Raw genomic sequence first — 24,493 nt, 5'->3', positions numbered from 1 at the left:
ACTATTCCTTTACCTAAAACATATGAAAAGATATTTTACGTTGTTTCTTTTGAACTTTATCGGTGCTGCATTATTCGCGCAGAAAGGTAATTTTCAAAACTATGCTATCCAAACTTTAGATAGCATCTATAGCAAGTTTGGAAATACCAAGAATCAGCTTTTGGCTGAAAAATATCCCTTTGATGAAAACTTTAAAGCTGATTATCTGGATAATAATCAACAGGCCGAGCAGCAAAAGATATATGCTTATCTATGGCCTTTCTCAGGCAGTTTCTCAGCTGTAAATGCCTTGATGGAATTGCCAAAAACAAAAAAGGCATTTCAGTTCATACTTGACAAAAAAGTCCTGGTTGGGCTACAGGAATATAGGGATGAAAGTCGGTCGCCGGTTGGTTATGCTTCTTATTTAAATACAGCTCCTCCCTCGGATCGTTTTTATGACGATAATATCTGGTTGGGGATCGATTTTACCGATAGCTATATTCATACAAAAAAAACAAACTACCTCACTTCGGCCAAAGAGATCTGGAATTTTGTAAAGAGTGGGGAAGATGATAAATTAGGCGGCGGCGTTTATTGGTGTGAACAGAAAAAGGAATCTAAAAATACCTGTTCGAATGCACCAGCAAGTGTATTTGCACTTAAGTTATTTATGGCAACCAATGATAAGTCCTATCTGCAGGAAGGGGAACGTCTTTATGAATGGACAAAAAGAAATCTTCAGGATCCCGAAGATAAGTTATACTGGGACAATATGCAGCTCAATGGAAAGATTGGAAAAGCTAAGTTTTCGTACAACGCCGGACAAATGTTGCAGGCCGCTGCATTGCTTTATAAGTTAACGAAAAATAAACGGTACCTCGAAGATGCGCAACAGCTGGCTGAGGCCTGTTTAGGCTATTTTTTCGAAACGAAGGAGAAATTGGATTTTCCAAAATTGAAAAATAGCAATTTGTGGTTTCATGCTGTTATGATGCGTGGTTACATAGAGCTCGCTGTAGTGAATGGCGACCAAAAGTACCTCACCGTGTTTGCGAAAAACCTTGAATTTGCCTGGCAGCATATGCGCGATAAAGATGGACTTTTCAGTGCAGACTGGACCCTGAAAGATCAGCATAAATCGAAATGGCTGCTCGATCAATGTGCTTTTGTCGAAATGTACGCACGGTTGGCAAAAGCTGGGTATTAAAATCGATGTAAAACGGTATAAGGTTAAGACGCCGAAAATAATTTTTCAGCGTCTTTTTTTGTTCTGTAACATATTGGTTAGAGAGATTAAATAATGTTTACTTAACATAATAGATGCTGTAAAATTTCTATTTTTGAGTTAGGTCAACTTATTACAAGCGTGGCTTGTAAAATATGATCGATAAACCTTGATCTAGCATGTGAGCGATTCATTGGATAGGATGGACACCAGGTTATCTATTCTGGATACAAGAAAGCTTGAATAGGTTGCGTACTCATTGGATACCAAGTTATTTTATTATGAAACCATCATGATTTATCCAATCACATTAGGGAATGAATAAATCTGATAGCTTCATCGCAATTGAAAAACAAATTTATACAGATGAAAATTAAAAATCTATTATTACCATTGATCGTACTGGGGCTATCCACAAGTGCTGTGTCGGCACAGAGCAAAAAGATCAAACATGTTGTTTTAGTTGGTTTTGACGGTTTTGGAGCGTATGCTTTACCAAAAGCGGAAATGCCAAATCTTAAAAAAATAATGCAGGAGGGAACCTATAGTACGCATGTACGTACCGTTTTACCTTCTTCAAGTGCCGTGAATTGGGCTTCTATGCTCATGGGAGCTGGTCCTACAGCCCATGGATATACAGAGTGGGATAGTAAAACACCTGAGATTCCTTCTACAGCCAAAACAGCAAACGGCATGTTCCCTTCCTTATTTAATGCGGTTGCCAGCAAAAATCCTAAAGCACAGTTTGCAGTGGTACATAGCTGGCCAGGTATAGGTTATTTGATCGATAACAAAGTCGTTCAAAAGGTCATTAATACCAAAGATGATGATGAAGCGGCTTTGAATACCACCGTGGACATTATAAAGAAAGAGAAACCGACCATTACTTTTGTGCATTTCGATCAACCTGATGGTGTAGGGCACAATATTGGACATAATACCCCGGAATACTATGCCGAGCTAAAACAGGTCGACAGACGCATAGGCACTTTGCAGCAGGCGGTAAAAGATGCGGGAATAGCGGATGAAACAATTTTTGTTATTGCTGCGGATCACGGCGGTACCGGAAAAGGACACGGTGGTAAATCGCTGGCGGAGGTGGAGATTCCCTGGGTAATGACCGGACCTGGTGTACCCAAAGGGAAAGAAATTAAGGAAACTCTAATGATTTACGATATCGCACCTACGTTAACATGGTTGCTTGGTGCACCGCTCGATGCCGCTTGGCGCGGACAGGCGATCAAAGCGTTCCAACAATAGCCGTTGCCCGTCAAACAAAAAGCCCCAAANNTTTGGGGCTTTTTGTTTGACGAATCGTCAATATTATATGTCTACGACCACATCCATTTTGAAGTCGTCATCTTTTAGATGGACAATTTCCGTTGCTTTTTCGTAGTTAGTTGATTTCTTGGAGAAGAAGTCATGTTGTGTCGTTTCAGTATTCAATCCATTCAATACGATTGGGTTGACTTGTTTTACTTCGAAGATCGGATCAAAGCCCAAATTCATCAATGCTTTGTTGGCATTGTAACGAACATATTCTTTTACCTCTGCAGTTAAGCCAACTTCAGTATAGATCTCTTCTGTATATTTCAGCTCATTTTCATACAAATTGTAAAGCAAGGCCAAGAAACGAGCTTTTACCTGATCTTGATTTTTTAATTTTTTGAATTGATCTTGGGCTATTAATCCAACGAATACACCGTGAATAGATTCGTCTGCGATAATTTTCTTAATGATATCGGCAGAAGCAACCATTTCACCTTGTCCACATAACCATAATGGCAAGAAGAATCCAGAATAAAATAAGAATGACTCCAATAATACGGAGGCAGCCATCGCCATATAAATCTCCTCGTCCGAAGCATCTTCTTTATCGATTGCGCGGTAGTAGCCATCAATCGTTTCTGCTTTGTATTGAAGATATTTATTTTGTTGAACCCATTCGAAAATGTCGTTTATTTCTGCGGTTGTAGAAACTGTCGTGAAAATAGTGGAATACGATTTTGCGTGGATAGCTTCCATCATACACATATAGGACAATACAGCTTTATTCTGTAATGTATCGATATGATCGATGATTTTAGGCATACCAGTATGGCTTTGAAGGGTATCCAATAGGGTCAATCCTCCTAAAGCTTTTTTATACGCATCTTTCATTTCTGGGCTGATACGTTTCCAGCTATCGATATCTTTTGATGGAATGTATTCCGTATCGATCCAGAATTGACGGATATTTTGTTCCCAGAACATCAATACATAATCGTTCTCAGGGGTATTCCAGTTGACAGCTTTATATGTTTTACTCATTTTTAGTTTAAAGTATTAGGCATTTATTATCACGTATTTGGATTGTTGATTTTAGATAAGCCAAAAGCCGCCAATGGCGTAGGCAACTTTTGACTTTCTCCCATTATATATCCAAATACTAAAATCTCAAAATTAAGCTGAACAAGAAACACATTCGTCGATGGTCGATTTTCTTGTCCGTGTATAATAAAGGGATTTCAATCCCAATTTATGTGCATAGATATAATATCTAGACAAATCTCTCGTCGAATCCTTTGAGTTTGTATGCAAAATTGTAGATACACCCTGATCAATATGGCGTTGGATGACCGAAATCAATTTCAAGACTTTGAATTGATCCATGTCATAGGCCGATTTGAAATAGAAATAATTATCGTTTGTCAAGTATGGCATTGGATAGTAAGTTGTACTATCTCCATACTCACGCACTTCAATGATATCGACGATTGGCATAACTGATGCAGTTGCATTCATGATATACGAAGTCGATTGATTTGGAGCAATGGCCAAACGGTAAGCATGGTAAATACCATGTTCTTTGATTTTTGCTTTTAATTCCAACCAATCTTCTACCGTTGGGATATGTATCCCTTCAAATAACTCCGCTACCTTAGCAGTTTTAGGCATATAATCGCGGTTTACGTAATTGTTGAAATACGTACCATCGGCATAGGCTGATTTTTCAAATCCAACAAATGTTTTGCCACGTTCTTTGGCAATTTCCATCGATGCTTCCAATGAATAATAGTTCATCATCATAAAGAAGGTATTGGCAAAATCGAGCGCTTCGTTAGATTCATACATAATGAAGCTTTTTGCAAGGTAACCATGGAGGTTCATTGCACCTAGCCCTACAGAATGTAACTCACGGTTTGCTTTTGCAATAGATGGAACCATATCGATATTGGTCACGTCTGTAACGACAGTCAAAGCACGCATCGCCGTTTTTACGGTCTCTTTGATACGTTTGTTGTCCATTACAGTTGCAATATTTAAAGAGCCTAAGTTACAGGAAATACCATAACGGATCGTGTCCTGTTTGCCATAGATCTCAATATCGGATACTTGAGATACTTGCATGATTTCAGTACACAAGTTCGAGAATTTCACTTGACCGATTTCATTCAATGCATGGACACGGTTGGTGTTCTCTTTGAAGAAAATATAAGGATATCCTGATTCTTTTTGTGTCTGTGCAATTTTAACTAAGAGGTGACGGGCATTGATTTTTTTCTTTTTCACGTTTGGATTCGTGATCAATTCGTCGTACATCTTGTCCATATCCATTTCATCCAAGAATTGTCCATACTCTTGCATTACCGTATGTGGGTAGATCAAATAGCATGGTTCATCTTTTTCTGCCAATTCCATGAATTTATCCGGAACGATGATACCGATCGACAATGATTTGATACGTACTTTCTCGTCAACGTTGATTTTTTTACAATCCAAAAATTCTTCGATGTCAGAGTGGAAAATATTGAGGTATACTGCCCCAGCACCCGGACGTTGTCCCAACTGGTTCGCATATGAAAATGTATCTTCCATAATCTTCATGATTGGAAGCACACCGCCAGCACGGCCTTCAACACCTTTAATCGCTTCTCCGCGAGCACGGATTTTGGAGATATTGAACGATACACCACCACCGATAGAAGACAGCTTCATGGCGGAATCAACAGCATAACCGATACCATTTAAGTTGTCGCCGATTTCATCCAAGAAACAAGATACCAATTCACCCGAGCGTTTCTTTCCTGCATTCAAGAATGTAGGTGTCGCTGGCTGGTATTCTTGATTGATCATGATTTCAGCATATTCGATCGCTTTTTGAACACCCTCTTCTCTTGCCAAGAACAAGGAAACAGCAACTACACGGTCTTCATAACGCTCTAAAAACTTCTCGCCAGAATCGTCACGTAAAGCGTAGCTCTGGAAGAATTTGAATGCCGCCATAAAAGATTCGAAACGGAATTTCTTCGCATACACATAGTTGAAGACCGTTTCCATTTCTTCAAATGTAAACCATTGGTAAAAGTCAATGTAATAGTTGTTTTCTACCAAATAGTCTATTTTTTCTTTTAATGTATAAAAGAACACTGTGTTCTTATTTACATATTCCAAGAAATATGCACGAACCGCTTCCTTATCTTTATGTAAGCTGAATTCGTCATCATGCTTAATCATGATTTCATTATTAAGCAATATCCAGTTTTTTGCTACTTCGTTTGCTACCATCGCAAAAGTTCTTTAAGATGTCAATAAATTGATTAATATCTTCCATTGTTCCGGACAGTTCAAATTTGAACGCCAGTGGAATGTCGAAATCCTGTGAAATGCGATCAGCTGCTAGACCAAAATTCGGCCCCCAGTTGCGGTTGCCACTGGAAGTAACAGAATAAATATTTTTAGCTTCGCGTTTCATGAATTCTTTTGTGTTTTCGGGCACCTGACCAAAATTTGTGGTGAAAGTGACCAAATGACCGGGATCTTTTACCGTTAAATCGGCGGTGATTTTATGGATTTGCCAACCCGTTATCTGAGCTACTTTATCCATAAAACGTTGTACGTTCCCCGTTCTGGAATCATAATAAATGTGTATCATGTCACTGTTTAATTTTAATGATACGCTGAATTTATTAAAGTGCAATGGCAGCCAATTCCTCTGGTTTAAAGCCAATGATACGGTGTTGAATCTCTTCATTTTCCAACACAATTACCGTAGGAACAGTGCGGATTTTGAATCTTGCGGCCAAGTCTGGTTCATCAAAAGGATTAACCGTTTCATATTGGATACCTTTTTGATCCAAATAAGCCGATACTTGCGCACAAGGAGCACAATCGTTTTTCTCAAATTTGATAATTCTTGCCATGTTTACTTGTTTATTTTTTTACTCCAATCTTTATAGAAAAACCCGGTACGAAGTTAATGGTATCAATTTTAATCGGGGAGACTAGATTGAAGGTTAATCTAGCCATTTAAAATAGACAATTCGTCAAAAAGAAAAGTCTGTATTTCGATACTTAAAAACTTCGTTGAGTTGCCAATTCTTTCATTAGCTTAACAAATATCTTATATTTTCTTTCGATGCGGTAGTTTGACTTTTCCACATTTTGGGCAAAAGTTTGTCAGAGAATGCGTTTGCTGAAGATTCGTGTTTGTAAATTGCTGGTTTTCTGTATTTTGTGAATGTGGATAACTTTAAATTAGTAATTTTTACCGCTATTTTACAAATGATTTAAGTTTAATTTTAGTGTCATAAAAAAGCTACAAAGCTTGCTTTTTTATGAAATTTTTATTACCTTATTTTGCCCTAATTTGAAAAATAAATTTATGAAGAAACTATTCTATGGTCTCTTGCTTCTAGCATCGCTACAGACGCAAGCGCAGGAAAACATTACCTTTCAAAAACCCTCTACTGAAATTTTGGCCTTAGCCGATTACGTGCGCCCACCTCAGATAAAGATTTCAAGCGATAAAAATTGGATGTTATTTACGTTTCGACCTACGTATAAAAGCCTGACCGACTTAGGCCAGGAAGAAATGAAACTGGCTGGATTGCGGATTAATCCGAAGACGAACATGGAAAGTTCAACAATCTTTTTCGATAAGATTGCCTTGAAAAAAATAGGGCAAAATGTGGAATTTTCCGACTTCACGGGGATACCCGAAAAAGCGGCGATGGCCAATTTTGTATTCTCTCCAGACAATAAGCTTTTGGCATTTAGCAATACAAATGAAAGCGGAACGGCCTTATTTGTCATTGATCTTGCAACGCGAAATGTCAAACAGTTGACTGCCTACAATCTGAATGGAACATTAACAGCGCCATTTCAGTGGCTGAGAAATTCTTCCGGTTTACTGATTACAAGCCTGCCAAAGGATAGGGCTGCACTGTTGGATCCTTCAAAAGATTTGCCGACAGGACCTATTGTCTCAACAAGTGATGGGAAGGTGTCCCAATTGAGAACGTACCAAGATCTGCTTAAAAATCCGCAGGACGAAGCGAATTTCGAAACATTGGTGCAATCCAATCTTGAACTTGTGGACCTTGACGGTAAGATTTCTTCCTTTAAAGATAAAGCCATTTATACGGGAATCAGCTTCTCTCCGGATGGCGAGTACGTGATGATCACGACCATCACAAAACCTTATTCCTATGTAGTTCCCGTCTCGTCTTTTCCACAGCAGATTCGTATTTATGATCGATCGGGCAAGGAAATAGCGCTTGTGAATGAGACCCCCTTGACAGAGGTAATGCCAAAGGGTTTTTCGTCGACACGATCGGGAAAACGGGCCTGGCATTGGCGGAGTGATCAGCCAGCTACGTTGGCCTATGTAGAAGCTTTGGATGGTGGGGACGCGAATAAACCTGCTGAGTTTCGTGATGCCTTATATACTTTATCTTACCCTTACAACGGTGCGGGGAAACTTATTTTTAAAACCAAAGACCGTTATGCTGGTGTAACATGGGGAAATGATAAATATGCATTGATCAATTCGCAATGGTACGATACGAGAAATGCAAAAACTTTTGTGGTGAATCCTTCTACTGGAGAATCCAAACTGTTGCAAGAGCGGAACAGTCAGGATGTGTATAATGATCCAGGAGATGTGTACATGGAAAAAAATAGTTTAGGCACTTATTCGATGTATATAGATAAGGATAAGGTGTTGTTTGTAGGTAAGGGTTTTACTAAAAATGGTGAGTTTCCTTTTGTGGATGAGCTTGATCTGCATTCATTGAAGAAAAAACGCATCTACACTGCTCCAGCATCTGAAATGCAAGAACGTATCGCCCAACTAGTGAACCCTAAAACTGGTGATCTGTTGATTTCGCTTCAGTCAGCATCGATTTATCCGAATTATTTCATGAAAAATATGAAATCGGGGAAACAGGTGACGCTCACCACGTTGGAAAACCCGTTTAAATCGTTGGAAAAAGTCCATAAAGAGATTTTAAAATACAAGCGCAAGGATGGAGTCGAACTTTCCGGAACGTTATATTTACCTGCCGGTTATGATTTTACGAAGAAAGAGAAGTTGCCTCTGCTAATGTGGGCTTATCCACGGGAATATAAGGACAAGAATACAGCCGGACAAAGCACGGCCAATCCGAAGGAGTTTACCTTCCCAAGTTATGGCTCTTTTATCTACTGGGTATCGAAAGGCTATGCTGTATTGGATAATGCGGCCTTCCCTATTGTTGGAGAGGGAACTAAAGAACCGAATGATAACTTTATTGAACAACTTGTGTCCAATGCCGAAGCCGCAATTGATGCAGTAGATCATTTGGGTTATATCGATCGAAAAAAAGTTGCTGTGGGTGGACATTCCTATGGTGCGTTTATGACAGCACATCTGTTGTCCAATTCAAAATTGTTTGCCGCAGGAATAGCGCGTTCTGGAGCATACAATCGGACCTTAACACCATTTGGTTTTCAGAGTGAGCAACGTAATTTCTGGGATGATCCTGCCTTGTATATGACCATGTCTCCATTTGTGAGTGCTGATCGGATGAAAACCCCTCTTTTGTTGGTTCATGGCGGAGCCGATAATAATCCCGGAACATTCACCCTGCAGACAGAACGCTATTTCCAGGCCCTGAAAAACTTGGGAGCTCCTGTGCGTATGGTCATTTTACCACGTGAAGCGCATGGATATGTCGCCAAAGAAAATATCTTCCACTTACTTTGGGAACAGGATCAATTTTTGGAGAAATACCTTAAAAATTAAGGTGAACATCGAAAAAAATAACAAAAGGTTGCAAAAATGAATTGCAGCCAAAAAGTTGGACAAAGTTAGAAATTAATTGTTCAGGTGATGAGCTCGATATTTTATCGGGCTCATTCGTTTTTGATGGGCAACAGCCCCCATTGGATTTGCATTAACTTGATGCGGGAACCATGAAGTAAGGGGTCACCTCTGGAAAGCTTCTGCTTGACCGCGCGCAAATGTGCTGAAGCACCAATGGATTATACATATTATTTTTTAAGTTTGGGTAATTTACTGGAGGGGAAAATCCAATTATGAGACCTGATATATTTAGAGAGAAATCGCCATTATCTTCCGATGACTGCTTTGTGGTCTTCGATCGGAGAAAGTCTTCCTTTACGTTTCCTGTACATATTCACCCTGAATATGAGCTCAATTATGTTGAGGGGGCAGTGGGGGCACAACGTATTATTGGCAATTCGATAGAGTCTATTGGAGAGCGGGATTTGGTACTCATTGCAAGCCCCGAGCTTGAACACGCCTGGAAAGATGGCGATTGCCAATCGAATGATATCCATGAGATCACCATTCAATTTCATCCTTCCTTGATTGAACAATATCTGGATAAAAAGCAGTTTGCAAGTATACAGCAATTATTATCCAAAGCTTCACGTGGTGTAGTTTTTGGGAAAGACACAGTAGATCGGGTATTACCGCTATTACGCATACTGACTTTGGAAAGGGATGGATTCTATTCGGTTATGAAACTCCTGGTGTTATTGTATGAATTGTCCAAGGGTGAAGATATCCGTGTCTTATCTACTGCGACCAATACGGTGCTGAGCAATAGCGAATTGATGATGGGACGATTGCAGGAATATATCGTTGCCCATGTAAACCGGGAACTGAGTCTTCCAATGGTTGCCGCGGTGATGAACATGAGCAAATCAACATTTTCCCGTTTTCTGAAATCGACTACAGGGATGAATTTTACCGATTATCTGCTCGACTTTAGGATCAATATGGCGGTGCGATTACTGAAAGAAGAAACACTGATTGCCGATATCGTCGAACAATGTGGCTTTAACAGCGTTTCGTATTTCTACCGTGTATTTAAAAGGAAAAAAGACCTCACTCCAGTCGAGTACAGGAATAGCTTACGTAAACAGCAAATGATTATTTAGTTTTTTCCTTTTTTCATTTCCCATTTCGCTTTTCCAGCAAGCGGAAAGATCTCCTATGTCTATTTTTTCTGAAAGTGTTTGTTTCAATTGGCCAGAAAGAACGTTCAGTTTGCTTTCATTGCTGTTGGTGTCTGCGAAGTCATGAAGGTTTTTTCAGGATACGAAGATATTCGATAAAATCCTGTCTATCCGCTATATGATAATTCAATACAAGTGAGTCCAAAGTTCAATAAAATAACTTAATATATTATTTAATTAGCTGTTTTACAGTTGTTTATTGTTTCGGTTTAATGCAATGCTATTTTTTCTATTTTGTAGTCATTTCTAGTTTACGCAATCGTTTGTGCTAGCTTTTTTCTGATTTTTCCGACAGAAATATGAATGAAAAGTACAATACAAATGAGTTGATTTTGCTATTTACGGCTTCTCCTTTTCTCTAATTTCGTCAGACAAACCAATATTAGAATACCAATTAAGTATAGACATATTATACAAATCATCTATTTATTGTAAACCTTAAATACACAAAATATGAGAAAAACAGCTTTACTACTCTTACTTTCCACTTGTGGGAGCTTAGCTTTTGCACAGCAATCCCAAAAGGTGAGAGGCAAAGTCCTCGATGCGGATAATAAGCCAGTGGCAGGAGCTACGGTCAATATCAAGGGCAGTGCCAACGGAACTAAAACCGATGCCGATGGTTCTTTTATACTTGATGTTGCGAAAGGCAAAACCTTAAAAATTACCTATGTAGGAATGAAAGAGCAAGAGGTTGTTGTGAATGATGCTTCAACCTATAGTATTGTACTTCAATCGGGCAATGAGTTGGATGAAGTCGTGGTGATTGGTTATGGTACGGTGAAAAAAAGTGATTTGACTGGTGCGGTTGCATCTGTAACTGGAAAAGATCTACAATCCAATTTAGCAAAAAGTACTGCGGGTGCCTTGCAGGGGCGTGTTGCCGGGGTTAGTGTTTCAAATGCCGGCGGGTCGCCAGGTGCAGGGATGAACATTAATATACGGGGTATAGGCTCGATGGGCAGCACGAATCCTTTATATGTAATTGATGGTGTATTTGGCGATATCAATACAGTAGACCCAAACGATATCGCTTCATTGGAAGTGTTAAAAGATGCATCAGCAGCAGCTATTTATGGTTCTCGTGCTGCTAATGGGGTGGTGATTATTACAACGAAAGGTGGTAAAAGGGCAAGCCCAGCCACTTTGAGTTTAAATGCCTATACTGGAGTGCAAAGTCTTCCAAAAAAAATAGATTTGATGGATGGACCGCAATGGAAAGAATTTATGCGGAATCAGAAAGAGCTACCACCTCAAGCGGAGAGTTTTAATGCAAATACCAACTGGCAAGACGAGGTGTTTGAAACAGCTCCAGTCAATAAGATCAATTTGGACATCGCTGGCGGTGGAGAAAAATCTACTTATAGCGTGTCGGCTGGTTATCTGAATCAGAAAGGTATCTTGAAAACAACGGGGTATGAATCGTTCAATGTACGCAGCAAAAATACGTTTAATTTTTTCAACGACCATGTTCGCGTCGGGAATACCTTCTTAATTAAATCAGGTGACCGAAAATACGCTAATTTGGTCATTACGGATATCCTACGTCAAAATCCACTGTTACCGATCTATGACGAAAATGTTGTGGGAGGGTACTCTACTTGGGCCCCTTGGATGAAAAATTTGGATAACCCTGTAGGTAATTTGAACTTGAATAATAACCATGTCTACCAAACAGACATTATGTTGAATGGATATGCGGAAGCAGATTTATTTATTAAAGGGTTGAAATATCGATTAAATGTTGGTATTAACCGAACAACAGGAAGAAATTATAATAAAGCTGACCGACGCCCCGACGGTACTGCAGTACTGAAATCTTCGCTCAATGAAAGTGCTTTCTTCAATAATCAATGGTTGATCGAGAATACCTTGCATTATGACAATACTTTCGATAAGCATACTATTTCCTTATTAGCGGGCTACTCTTCGCAAGAAAATTCCAATAGAGGTTTTGGAGCCAAAAGACTTGATATTCCACCAGGAACGGATGCTATTGATGCAGCTTCACCAGCGGAACAATCGACTTCAGGTAGCCTGCAGGAAGCAGCCATGATATCACAATTCGGCCGCGCAATGTATAGCTATGATAATCGATATTTGTTTACTGCAACAGTACGTCGAGATGGATCTTCAAAGTTTGGAAATGGACATCGTTACGGGGTATTTCCTTCTATCGCATTAGGCTGGAATGTAATGAATGAAGGATTTTTTGAAAAGGCAAAAAATACAGTCAATGAACTGAAGATACGTGCGTCATACGGTCGTTTGGGTAATCAAGAAATTGCCAATTATACGACCCAAAACGTTACTCAATACGGAATTAATTATATCCAAGGCGGAGCATGGTGGCAAGGGGCAATTCCTGGAACGAGTTGGGTTTCACCATCTAATTTAACCTGGGAAGAGACAGAGACGAGCAATATTGGTGTAGACCTTGCCTTCTTGGAAAGTAAGCTGCGTATTAGTGCAGATTATTACGTACGAAATACGAAAGATATTTTGTTATCGATCAACCAACCTCCTTCTGCAGGGAAATCGGGTTCACCTGTAATGAATGCAGGTACCATTCAAAATAAAGGCTTTGAGTTTTTAGCGAGCTATCGTGATGCCATTGGCGAAGTAAATTATAATATTGGGGTGAATGCCTCTGCCGTTAAGAATAAAATGAATGCGATTACGGTGGGAAATACGCAAGAGTTTGGTGGTTATAATCCGCAAGGTGAAGGTGTGATCAGCTGGGCTAAAGTTGGTTATCCGATAGGCGGTTTTTGGCTGATCCAAACGGAGGGGTTGTTCCAGTCAGATGCCGAAGTACAGGCCTATAAATCGGCAAAAGGTACCGTAATCCAACCGACAGCGAAAGCAGGGGATATCAAATTTATAGATTACAATGGGGATGGGCAGATTGACAATAACGATCGTCAATATATGGGGAGTCCTTTTCCTTCGCTAGCTTACGGTATTCGTGGTGGATTGGATTACAAAGGCGTCGATTTTGCCTTCTTCTTTGATGGTATGTATGGTAATAAAATTTATAATTATACCCGTGCTCGGATGGAGACTACCGGTGATATAAATAATTATTCTATTGATCTTTTAAATTCTTGGACACCAACAAATAACAATACCGAGATCCCACGTTATACTCGAACAGATCCAAATAGTAACGGACGTCGGGTAAGTGATCGCTGGTTGGAAAGCGGTGCGTTCTTCCGTTTAAAAACAATAGAATTGGGTTATACGCTACCCAATACTTGGTTGAACAAGGTGACTTTGAAAAACGCACGGATCTATTTGGCCGCTGACAACCTGTTTACTGTAACGAAATACAAAGGTTATAGTCCTGATTTAGGCCCTAGCAATAACGATAATGGAGTCGGTCAAACGGGTGTAATGACAGCAGGTACAGATCATGGACGATATCCGCTGGCCCGCACGATTATGTTTGGTTTGCAGGCAAATTTCTAATGGGTTGCAGGGGTTTTACAATTAAAATTTAAAATGACAAAAATGAAGATTTCAATTAAAAAATATACAGCGGCCGCAGCAGTTCTTTTGTTAATGGGAAGCTGTAGCAAGGATTTTCTCGACCGCATCAATCCCAATAAGCCGGTGTCGGAGATTTTTTGGTCAAATGAAGGCGAAGTACAGGCTGCAATGGCTACAGTCTATTCACCCATTCGCGGACAAATGTATGGTTATTATGGTGCTTACACAGGTTATCAGACGATGAACCGTGCAGATGATGTTTGGTTTCTGGTTGGTGAAGAAAGACATACATGGGAATATGTTACCTTTCTCAATACACCTGGAACAGCTGAAAGTGATTTTGGAAGTTTATATAGTGGAATCAATCGGGCTAATGTGCTTCTTTACAATATCGGAAAAGTTCCGATGGATGAAAATAAAAAGAAGGAACTGATTTCTGAGGCAAGTTTTTTACGGGGAGTATATTACTTCTTACTTGCTTCCAATTATGGCGACGTCCCGCTGTTGTTGATTCCTGCAGATGTTGATCCCGAAAACAAGCCATCAACACCAGAAGCAGATATCTGGAAACAGGTGATCGCAGATTTCAAGGCTGCAAAAGAGAATTTACCTGTTACTCGGCCGGCAGCAGAGGCAGGACGCGTTACTAAAGGGGCTGCAATAGCTTTTTTGGGAAAATCCTTGGTATATACCAAACAATATGGAGAAGCTGAAACTGAGTTAAAGGCACTCTTAACCGCACCCTATAATTATGATTTGGTCGAAAATTTTGAAGATAATTTCAAGGACAATACGAAATTAAACAAGGAGTCTGTGTGGGAATTAGTATACGATGGTAAATATGGTTCGGACGGTATCTGGGGATCAGAGAGTCCTAATAGTCGCCAAGGATTTATTATCCCCAATTTTGCAGGTCCTGCTGGAACGGGTGCTTGGTTTAAATTAGTACCAGGTATTTCTGTAGTTCGTGACTTTATTTCGGAAGAGCGTCCAACAGGATCAGATACCCGTTTTGATAAACGTATGTATACGAGTTTTTACTGGAAATATTCAGACTACGAAACTGGTTTGACCGATGGTGCTTGGTATGGTAATCTTTCTTTCGATAAGTTGTGGACAGAATCCTTAGCTAAAATTTCCGTAAACCCTGGACTTGTCTATCCAACTATTAATGGTAAAGAAGGCCGTTTTTTGATTAAGAAATACACTAACTTCTTTAGAAATGTAAGCGGTGCAAACAGTATGTATGATGCTGCAAATACTAATAATAACTTCCGTTTGTTGCGCTTTGCCGAAGTATTGCTACTGCATGCCGAGGCATGTGCTAAGAATGGTAACACTGCTGGGGCAGCTTCTAGTTTAAAACGCGTTCGTGATCGTGCAGGATTAGCCAATAAAACTTGGACTAATGCGGATGATTTGATGAAAGAGATTATTCACCAGAACGAACTTGAGTTTTTCTTTGAAGGTCATCGTTTCTTTGATTTAAAACGCTGGTATCAGTATGCTGACATGAAAAAAATCTTTGTGGACAATAAAAAACAAGGTGCTGAAAATTTTCAAGCTAAGCATTATTACCTCCCATTGCCTGAAAGTGAAATCAATACCAATACAAAGATTCAGCAAAATCCGTTGTGGAGGTAGGGTAATATGGAGGGCGCGTTCCCATTAAATTGTATAGAATTATGAAGAATTATTTAACATTATGTTTGTTGTGCTGTATGGCCTTTGTTGCCAGTAGCTATTCTGTTTCTGAACCAACTGAAACTAAAATAAATCCAAATAGTAAGGGTTATGAAAAAGCGAAGAAAGTCGTGTTTGCTAATACCGTTTCTATAAATCTCAATAATTCAACAGGTGGGGCATTACCTAGTTCTGGCGTTTATCTTAAACAAAACGGAAGTATTGTAATGACTCTATATTATCCTACTTTACCAGGAGTAAATTTTTATACGAATATTCCTGCGGGGACTTATGAAGTTGAAGGTTTCTTTTCAGGCTCGAATTCTGGTAATTATATTTATGGATTGCCTATGAAGGGATCTAAATGCGGGGGGCCAGAATCAAATTTTGGAACTTATAAACTGAACGATTATGATCAATTTTCTATAATATGTGCGCTGGCCAGTGAAGGTTTTTTCTTCTGTACAAATCATTAATATCTTGATACACAGATAAAAATTTATTCTCGATTCCACAGTTGAGTGTTAGTTTTTTCCGGTAGGGGAGTAGATGCCTCTGCCGGAATACTTTTTAAAAATTCTTTTAAACAATAGTAAGTATGATTGCAGTACAACGAATGTGCAGATTTTTCACCACTTCCATTTTACCGGGGGTATGCCTGGTGTTGTTGTTATTTTCCTGTAAGAAAGATCGGGAAACTGCGAATCAATTGCCCTCCAAACTGGCGTTAACATCGAAGATCGATGCCGGAGAATTGTTGCTTGACGTCAAGCAGAATTCACAGGATTATGTCTTCAACTTTGAGAAAGGAACCGTAAATATTCCTGTTCCGGATATTGTAAAGGTAACGCCCAACTTGGATCGGTGGGTCACTAATCTGATATTCAGTGATGGTTCGGAGTTGATCGTGCCCACAAAAGGAACTTCACTCGATTTCATGGTCGAAGGAATAAAGCTTGATCCTTCAGGTTACAATCCACTGGCAGCATTGGTGAATGTTGTGCTACCCACTTATGGACGTGTTCGTGTAACTGTGCGTGGCAAGCATGGCCAATTTGGTACGATCACGCATCTATGCAGTGATGAGACACCACGTCAAAGTGTGCCCATATTAGGCTTGTATGCTGATTATGATAATGTAGTCGATCTCGCTTTTACTGATCTTGAAGGCAAAGAACGCGGAAGTACAACTATTCATATCCGTACGCAGGCAGTGACTGTGCAAGACTTTCCCAAATGGAAGATCGTCAAAGGACAAACCGACAAAATGGAATTTGGAGTTAATTTGGTGAGTTATCCCGGTCAGAGTGAGATAGATACTTCTCTACCTTATATGATTGATAACGAGGGTGAATTGCGTTGGTTGTTGCTATTGAAGAAATCACCTGATTTACAGAAGTTTTCAGGATCGATAGGTCTTAAACGAACAAAAAAAGGAACTTTTATTTCTGGTGATCAATCGCAGCAACGTGTGGTTGAAATGGACATGTTTGGTAATTTGATTAATCAATGGGATCTGGCCAAACTGGGGTACGGATTTCATCATGAAATTACCGAGGCTGCCAATGGTAATTTCTTGATCAATGTAACCAAAGCTGCGGCCCGTTTAAACAATGGCCAACCGCGTATTAACGACTTTATCATCGAATTGAATCCGCAGACGGGCGTTTTGGCTAATGAGTGGGATCTTGCCAAGCAACTCGATACAACGCGTTATATCAAGCCTGATGGCGTAACACCGCCCGCCTTTTCGCAAAGCCCAAATAACTGGGCTCACAACAATTCCATTACAGAAATTGGCGAAGATTTATTGGCTACGGCACGTTATCAGGGGATTTTTAGCTTCAACCATTCGGGAATAACACAATGGATTATATCGCCCCATAAAAATTGGGGAGCCAAATATCAGCCCTTGTTGTTAAAGCCAATTGCCGAAGATGGTACAGCAATTACGGACCCAGCAGTGATCAATGGAGATGCTGCGCTGGCAGGCTTTGATTGGCCCTGGGGTCCACATACACCTGTCGCCTTGAGCAAGGATCGGATTTTGGTTTTTGACAATGGGTATAATCGGCAATGGAAATCAAATTTTGCTCCCGGGGTGAACAGCTATAGCAGGGTAGTGGAATATAAAATTGACATGGCCAATAGAACGGTGCAGCAAGTTTGGTCTTATGGAAAAGATCGCGGAACGCAAGGCTTTTCACAAGCCATATCGGGCGTGCAATACTTGGGGCAAACGGGACATGTCTTATTTTGTCCAGGGATGGGTGTAGCAACCTCTATTGGTTCGGGCGGACGTGTTGTGGAGATTGATCCCAAAACAAAGGAAGTGATATTCGACCTTGAGGTCGCTACGGGTAGCGGCACTGCATTCCATCGTGTGACGCGTATGCCGCTTTATCCTGAAAACATGTAAAGTAACTATTTTTTTGAACTGAACTAAATTTATGGCCGAATCATTTGAATGTCAGCAAGCTTATATTATCGAATCACAACGCTTATTATTGGAAAGAGCCAATGTTGAACTGTCTAATCCAGGAAAAATTGTTAAGCGTTATTTATATCCTGTTGTTACCAAAGAGCATATCCCCTTGACCTGGCGTTATGATTTTAATCCATTAACAAACCCTCTTTTTCTAGAGCGAATCACCTTCAATTCAACAATGAATGCAGGGGCACTCTACTGGCAAGGAAAGTATCTGTTGTTCGTTCGTGTTGAAGGGGCTGACCGGAAATCTTTTTTTGCGATAGCGGAAAGTGAAAATGGGGTGGATAATTTCCGCTTTTGGGATCAGCCATTGGCTCTCCCGGAATTAGATGAGGAGGAAACAAATGTATATGATATCCGTCTAACTGCGCATGAAGACGGTTGGGTATATGGTATTTTTTGCAGTGAAAAACGCGATGCAGCTGCTGCTCCTGGAGATCTCTCCAGTGCCGTTGCCGCAGCAGGCATCATTCGATCAAAAGATTTGAAGCACTGGGAGCGATTACCCAATTTGAAAGCGAGTAGTCAACAGCGGAATGTCGTATTGCACCCCGAATTCGTTCAGGGGAAATATGCTTTGTATACACGGCCACAGGATGATTTTATCCTGGCAAAACGTGGTGGCGGAATTGGATGGTCATTGATTGATGATATTAAAAATGCTGTTGTTGTTGAAGAACAAATTATCAACAAACGTTTTTATCATACCATTAAAGAACTGAAAAATGGTGAGGGACCTGCGCCCTTAAAAACAGCGAAAGGTTGGCTACACCTCGCCCATGGCGTGCGTGGCACTGCTGCTGGCTTACGTTATGTGCTCTATATTTATCTGACCAGTCTGGATGATCCAAGTCAATTGATCGCCGAGCCGGCAGGTTATCTGATGGCGCCAGAGGGAGAAGAACGGATCGGTGATGTTTCCAATGTGTTGTTTTCCAACGGTTGGATCATGAATGCCAACGGTATGGTTTATATCTATTACGCATCGAGTGACACACGAATGCATGTTGCTGTATCTCCAGTCGACCGACTTTTGGATTACTGTCTAAATACAGCACCCGACGGCCTTCTCTCGTCAACCTCGGTAGACAATATCCTCCAGCTTATTAGCCGCAATGCGCTATATGCCACGGAATCTGGAATTTGTTTACCTAATGATGTGAAAAGAGCCTGACAGTAGGAGGTGAAAATTGAAAGCCGGTCTCCTATTTTAAATCGCATAGCCCGGCTTGTTGTTCGTTATATAAGGCTTACTGTTCGTTTTAAAATCGATATTTAGGAGTATACAAATGAAAAATCTGATCAAGTTTTATGGGGTGATCGCTTTACTTTCTCTGTGTTTGACAGTGAAATCTCAGGCCGATCAACCGCTAAAGATAATATCTTATAATATCTGGAATGGGTTTGAGCGTACGAAAGCAAGATCGGATAAATTTGTCCATTGGATGGAACGACAACAACCGGATATTGTTGCTTTAGAAGAACTGGTCGATTTTAAACAGGCCGATCTTCAACAGCTTGCCAAATCCTATGGACATCATTATAGCATTTTACTCAAAGAGAAGGGCTATCCGGTAGGAATCACGTCTCGCTATCCGATTACGCTAATCAAAGCCCAGGTGGATGAGTTCTGGCATGGCATGCTGCATGTTAAAATTAAAGATATTGATATTATAGTCACACATCTCAGCCCTTTTTCCTGGAAGTATCGATTAAAAGAAGCGCAACAGATTGTGGATTATATCAAAAGTAATTCCTTGAATAACTGTATGATCATGGGAGATCTCAATGCGTATTCTCCATTGGATGCAATTTGGCTGGAACACAAAGCACCATTGAGAAAGAATTTATCGAATTGGGATCAAGCGCATCCCGAGTATGGCAATATGCGTGGCCAGCATTTTGACTATAGTGTGCTGTCGACTTTTATTGCTGCAGGTTTTGATGATTGTATCGGACGTACCGTATTTCCGGAAAATAAGCGAGTCAGTTTTCCAACAGCCACGCTTTATGGCTGGAATTGGGGCGACAGCCGATTAGCTGAAGTGTCGGAGAGACTTGATTATATCTTATTGTCGGAGCGATTGTCGCCCTTGGTTCAGCAGGTCGAAGTGCACAATGGTCCTGATCTCGAAGGAATATCAGATCATTATCCAGTTTCGGTCGTGATTGGCCAATTGGAGAAGTAGAAATATAATTGTAGATTGCGGTTGACCACGAGAAGAATATTCATGGAACTTTCCGTAATAGATATAGTTATCATTGTCTGTTATTTGCTGACGATGATTGTCATTGGCCTGATTCTTAAAAAGCGAGCTTCTAAGGATCTCGACTCTTATTTCTTGGGAGGGAAGTCACTTCCTTACTATATGCTTGGTATTTCTGATGCTTCGGGGATGTTCGATATTTCGGGCACGATGTGGATGGTTTATCTTGCCTTTGTTTATGGCCTCAAGAGCATGTGGATTCCTTGGTTATGGCCTGTCTTCAATCAGATTTTTTTGATGGTTTACCTTTCGGTATGGCTGCGGCGTTCAAATGTCTTGACGGGAGCTGAATGGATCCGAACCCGTTTTGGACATGGTAAGGGTGCAGATGGAGCTTACACCATGGTCATTTTATACGCCATTGTAGCGGTATTGGGTTTTCTATGTTATGGATTTATCGGAATCGGTAAATTTATGGAGGTATTCTTCCCCTGGGAACAGCTGTCGCGCTTTATTCCATTGACCATTGACCCGATGCATGTTCCCCAGCTCTATGGCATATTTTTCACGGCAATCACGACTTTTTATGTGATGCTTGGCGGCATGCATAGTATTGTGTGGGCCGATATGGTGAAGTTCGGAATCATGATTGTATCTGGTATTGCAATTGCCGTGATTGCCATGCAGCAGGTAAGTCCCGAATTGTTGGCCGCCAATACACCTGAGGGTTGGGACTCTCCCTTCTTTGGCTGGCACCTGGATATGGATTGGAGCAATTTACTCCCTTCTATTATGGACCGAATAGCCGATGATCAATACAACCTGTTTACCGTATTTGTGATGATGATGCTTTTCAAAGGTATTTTCATGAGCATGGCTGGGCCCGCGGCCAACTATGACATGCAAAAGATTCTGGCTTGTAGATCTCCAAAAGAGGCCGCATTAATGAGCGGATCGGTATCTGTTATCTTGCTTATCCCACGTTATCTGATGATCATGGGCTTTACGGTATTGGCTCTTGTATTCTTTCGGGACGAGTTTACAGCAATGGGAAGCCATATGGATTTTGAGATCATCTTGCCCAAGGCAATTAGTCGGTTTGGGAAGGTTGGATTGACAGGTTTATTGTTGGCGGGACTTCTGGCTGCTTTTATGTCTTCTTTTGCTTCAACGATAAATGCGGCGCAAGCATACTTGGTCAATGATGTCTTGCTGAAATATTTTTATCGTTCGGCTTCGCCAAAAAAACAGATTCGGTTGAGCTATATTGTTTCTGTTTCTGTGGTTGTCTGCAGCACGATCATCGGATTGTATGTTCAAAACATCAATTCGGTGCTGCAGTGGATCGTTTCAGCACTCTATGGCGGGTATATTGCCGCGAATGTGCTCAAATGGCATTGGTGGCGATTTAACGGGGCTGGATTTTTCTGGGGGATGTTGACCGGTATATTCGGGGCGATTATTCTGCCCCAGTTTTTCCCGCATACTTTGCCGCTATATTATTTCCCATTTTTGTTTGTCCTATCGCTGCTAGGCTGTCTGATGGGGACCTGGCTGTCCAAACCTACTGAAGAGGATGTGCTTGTCGATTTTTATGTCCGTGTTCGTCCATGGGGCTTTTGGGGACCAATTCACCAGAAAGCGTTGCAGAAATACCCTGATCTTAAAAGAAACAATCACTTTAAGCGCGATTTATTTAATGTTGGCGTGGGAATTATATGGCAATGTTGTTTGACATTGATCCCGATGTATATCGTTATTCAACAGGGACAGGGCTTACTGACTAGTATATTGATCTTAGGGATTACAACACTGATTCTTAAAAAGAACTGGTACGACAAGATGTGTCGCGATGAGGCTGAATACGACGCTTTTATGACAAAATATAGAATGAATAAAGCGGATCGATAAACAAATAAGTTTTTAAAATGGGGCTGAGAGAAGAGAAGAATCAGGTAATCGAACGGCCTGTTGTTTGATTAAAAAACCGATCGTACCGTACCGATTACCGTGATAATGTGTTTTGCGTTTAGTTGCTCGCTTTTACCGTAAAAGGAACGACATACTGTCCCCACTCCAAGGAAACGGTTCCTTGCGGCGTTGCATTGATCTTAAACTGTTCCTGCGAATTGCTTGCTGTGGCATTGTTGACTGAAACACGTAAAGCATCTTCGTTGGCATCATATTTTGTTCCCCACTGATTCCACACTTTATTGAACATAATTGTTGTTTCGTGTTCTCCAGGGATGCTGTAAAGGCCATATTTACCAGCAGCTAATTTCTTGCCTTCAACCAATACATCTTTATTAAATTCGATGGTGGTCGCTTCATTTGCTCCAGTACGCCATACAATACCGATAGGGGCGATATCAACACCAAGCTGACGACCTTTCAATGAAGGGCGGCTATAATTAATGTCAATCGTGACACCATCGGTGGTGGTTACCTTCGTGTTGTCTGGAGGACTTGGGCGTTTACTTTTGTCGGTCTGAGCAAAAGTAAGTTGACCTATTAAGGTCAGAATCGTTAAAATTAGTACTCTCATTTTTCGTATAGTATTGATTAAACAATTAAACTTAGATAAATTACTTTTTATATGCAATATGCCTTTGGTCAAATTAAAATAATTTATCGCTCTCTCCTAAGCTATTGAATATCTTTTAATAACGGAAATATACGATTTTTTAGGTTATGGAATTGTTCGTTTTTTGAAGGCTTTGAGTGGGATATTTTGGTTATATAAACGAGAAAAGCCAGTGATTCATATCCTGGCTTTTCTCGTTTATACCTATTATTTATACAAGATATTCAAATAGTGTCTGGTCTTTGTTGATTTCAATGACATCAAACTTATATTCTTTCATGCGTTCAATCAGTGTTTCGTAATCCTCAGGCTTGTTGAGCTCAATGCCGACTAGCGCTGGACCTCTTTCGCGTTCTGTTTTTTTGATAAACTCAAAACGGGTAATATCATCCTTAGGCCCCAATACTTCGGAAACGAAGAGTTTTAAGGCGCCTGGACGTTGTGGGAAACGAACGATAAAATAATGCTTGTACCCTTCGTAAAGTAGAGACAATTCTTTGATTTCACTCATGCGGTCGATATCGTTGTTTCCACCGGATATGATGCAGACGACTTTCTTACCTTTAATTTCATCTTTGTGAAATTCAAGAGCGGCCACGGATAGAGCGCCTGCAGGCTCAACGACAATTGCATCCTTATTGTACAGCTCTAGGATACAGGTACAGATCTTTCCTTCGGGAATAGAGCGTGTATCATCCAACAATTGTTTGGCAATTTCAAATGTCGTTGCACCGATTTTTTTAACAGCTGCCCCATCAACAAATTTGTTGATATGCTCGAGCTCGATCGGTGCGCCGTGAGTCAAGGCCGCTTGCATGGAGGGGGCTCCTTCGGGTTCAACACCATAGCATTTGATTGCGTTGTTTTTACTTTTTAGGTAATAGCTCGCTCCCGCGGCAAGTCCACCGCCACCAATTGGGATAAATATGGCGTCCATATCGGGAAGATCTTGTAAAGCTTCAACGGCTACAGTACCCTGTCCTTCCACAACTTTGAGATCATCAAATGGCGGAATGAAAGTCATGCCATGCTCTGCTGTATAAGCCAGCGCTGCTTTTTGGCAGTCATCAAAAGTGTCTCCGGTCAAGATAATTTCTACATTGCCGTTACCCCACATTTCCGTTTGTGAAATCTTTTGGCGTGGTGTCGGACCCGGCATAAATATCACGCCTTTGATGTCGAGTTTATTGCAGGAGAAAGCAACGCCCTGAGCGTGGTTGCCTGCGCTGGCACATACAACGCCACGTTGTCGCTCTTCCGCTGTTAAGGAAATAATTTTATTGTAGGCACCGCGTAATTTATAGGAACGTACGACTTGTAAATCTTCCCGTTTGAGATAGACTTCAGCGCCATATTTTTCGGATAGATGCCGATTATATTGAAGCGGTGTTCTGTTGACCACAGACTTGATGCGGTCAAGTGTAGCTTCTGAATTGATGTTTAAGGTTGATAGATTCATTGTTAGATGATTGCCTAGTTAAGGTAGCAAATAAAACGCAGATATTCGCTGTTATATGAGAGATTCTACCTATACAGTATTT

The 24,493-nt window shown here is 40.6% G+C and carries 17 protein-coding genes; 11 read left to right on the top strand and 6 right to left on the bottom strand.

Annotation, left to right across the window (positions count from 1 at the left end):
• Positions 1 to 22 precede the first annotated feature (22 nt).
• The gene (locus tag B3600_RS08490) at positions 23 to 1,189 is read left to right on the top strand and encodes a glycoside hydrolase family 76 protein (RefSeq protein WP_286752684.1); all 1,167 of its coding nucleotides are present in this window, start codon (positions 23 to 25) and stop codon (positions 1,187 to 1,189) included.
• A gap of 384 nt (positions 1,190 to 1,573) precedes the next feature.
• Positions 1,574 to 2,467: an alkaline phosphatase gene (locus B3600_RS08485; RefSeq protein WP_286752683.1), complete on the top strand. Its 894-nt coding sequence runs from the start codon at positions 1,574 to 1,576 to the stop codon at positions 2,465 to 2,467.
• Positions 2,468 to 2,530: 63 nt separating this feature from the next.
• Here B3600_RS08485 and nrdF read toward each other — a convergent pair whose 3' ends face one another.
• The 4 genes from nrdF to B3600_RS08465 all read right to left on the bottom strand — a co-directional run bounded on the left by nrdF (position 2,531) and on the right by B3600_RS08465 (position 6,390).
• On the bottom strand, positions 2,531 to 3,517 hold the full coding sequence (gene nrdF / locus B3600_RS08480; RefSeq protein ID WP_070570180.1) for a class 1b ribonucleoside-diphosphate reductase subunit beta: 987 nt from the start codon (positions 3,515 to 3,517) through the stop codon (positions 2,531 to 2,533).
• 132 nt (positions 3,518 to 3,649) lie between these two features.
• Positions 3,650 to 5,704, bottom strand: coding sequence for a class 1b ribonucleoside-diphosphate reductase subunit alpha (gene nrdE, locus B3600_RS08475; RefSeq protein WP_286752682.1), 2,055 nt, complete (start codon positions 5,702 to 5,704; stop codon positions 3,650 to 3,652).
• Between the two features lie 10 nt (positions 5,705 to 5,714).
• Positions 5,715 to 6,122: a class Ib ribonucleoside-diphosphate reductase assembly flavoprotein NrdI gene (gene nrdI, locus B3600_RS08470; protein ID WP_053003630.1), complete on the bottom strand. Its 408-nt coding sequence runs from the start codon at positions 6,120 to 6,122 to the stop codon at positions 5,715 to 5,717.
• 34 nt (positions 6,123 to 6,156) lie between these two features.
• A complete protein-coding gene (locus tag B3600_RS08465; protein WP_046673718.1) occupies positions 6,157 to 6,390 on the bottom strand; it encodes a thioredoxin family protein in 234 nt (77 codons plus the stop codon).
• A gap of 461 nt (positions 6,391 to 6,851) precedes the next feature.
• Between B3600_RS08465 and B3600_RS08460 the strand changes: the two genes are divergently transcribed.
• From B3600_RS08460 to B3600_RS08420, 9 genes are all read left to right on the top strand, one after another.
• Complete coding sequence (locus B3600_RS08460) at positions 6,852 to 9,254, top strand: S9 family peptidase (RefSeq protein WP_286752681.1); 2,403 nt, start codon at positions 6,852 to 6,854, stop codon at positions 9,252 to 9,254.
• Between the two features lie 293 nt (positions 9,255 to 9,547).
• On the top strand, positions 9,548 to 10,417 hold the full coding sequence (locus B3600_RS08455) for an AraC family transcriptional regulator (RefSeq protein ID WP_286752680.1): 870 nt from the start codon (positions 9,548 to 9,550) through the stop codon (positions 10,415 to 10,417).
• Positions 10,418 to 10,948: 531 nt separating this feature from the next.
• Positions 10,949 to 13,966, top strand: a complete 3,018-nt coding sequence (locus B3600_RS08450) for a SusC/RagA family TonB-linked outer membrane protein (RefSeq protein WP_286752679.1) — start codon at positions 10,949 to 10,951, stop codon at positions 13,964 to 13,966.
• A 42-nt stretch (positions 13,967 to 14,008) separates the two neighbouring features.
• Complete coding sequence (locus tag B3600_RS08445) at positions 14,009 to 15,631, top strand: RagB/SusD family nutrient uptake outer membrane protein (RefSeq protein ID WP_286752678.1); 1,623 nt, start codon at positions 14,009 to 14,011, stop codon at positions 15,629 to 15,631.
• 41 nt (positions 15,632 to 15,672) lie between these two features.
• Entirely contained in the window at positions 15,673 to 16,146 is a 474-nt protein-coding gene (locus B3600_RS08440; RefSeq protein WP_286752677.1) for a hypothetical protein, read from the top strand.
• Positions 16,147 to 16,268: 122 nt separating this feature from the next.
• Entirely contained in the window at positions 16,269 to 18,089 is a 1,821-nt protein-coding gene (locus tag B3600_RS08435) for an aryl-sulfate sulfotransferase (protein WP_286752676.1), read from the top strand.
• 31 nt (positions 18,090 to 18,120) lie between these two features.
• Positions 18,121 to 19,335 (top strand): glycosidase, encoded by a 1,215-nt coding sequence (locus tag B3600_RS08430; protein WP_286752675.1) that lies wholly within the window; start codon positions 18,121 to 18,123, stop codon positions 19,333 to 19,335.
• 115 nt (positions 19,336 to 19,450) lie between these two features.
• On the top strand, positions 19,451 to 20,350 hold the full coding sequence (locus B3600_RS08425; protein WP_286752674.1) for an endonuclease/exonuclease/phosphatase family protein: 900 nt from the start codon (positions 19,451 to 19,453) through the stop codon (positions 20,348 to 20,350).
• A 42-nt stretch (positions 20,351 to 20,392) separates the two neighbouring features.
• Entirely contained in the window at positions 20,393 to 22,279 is a 1,887-nt protein-coding gene (locus tag B3600_RS08420) for a sodium:solute symporter family protein (protein WP_286752673.1), read from the top strand.
• Between the two features lie 118 nt (positions 22,280 to 22,397).
• On the opposite strand, the gene B3600_RS08415 is transcribed toward B3600_RS08420, so the two are convergent.
• Both B3600_RS08415 and ilvA read right to left on the bottom strand, forming a co-directional pair.
• Positions 22,398 to 22,913 carry a DUF2911 domain-containing protein gene (locus B3600_RS08415; protein WP_286752672.1) on the bottom strand — a complete coding sequence of 172 codons (516 nt, stop codon included), beginning with the start codon at positions 22,911 to 22,913 and terminating at the stop codon, positions 22,398 to 22,400.
• Between the two features lie 250 nt (positions 22,914 to 23,163).
• Positions 23,164 to 24,411 carry a threonine ammonia-lyase IlvA gene (gene ilvA, locus B3600_RS08410; protein ID WP_070570170.1) on the bottom strand — a complete coding sequence of 416 codons (1,248 nt, stop codon included), beginning with the start codon at positions 24,409 to 24,411 and terminating at the stop codon, positions 23,164 to 23,166.
• Positions 24,412 to 24,493: the final 82 nt, after the last annotated feature.

The sequence above is a fragment of the Sphingobacterium sp. UBA2480 genome (genome assembly GCF_002341965.1).
Lineage (GTDB): Bacteria > Bacteroidota > Bacteroidia > Sphingobacteriales > Sphingobacteriaceae > Sphingobacterium > Sphingobacterium multivorum.
Note: the sequence above shows the minus strand (reverse complement) of the source record. Positions and strands in the feature narration are given on the sequence as shown.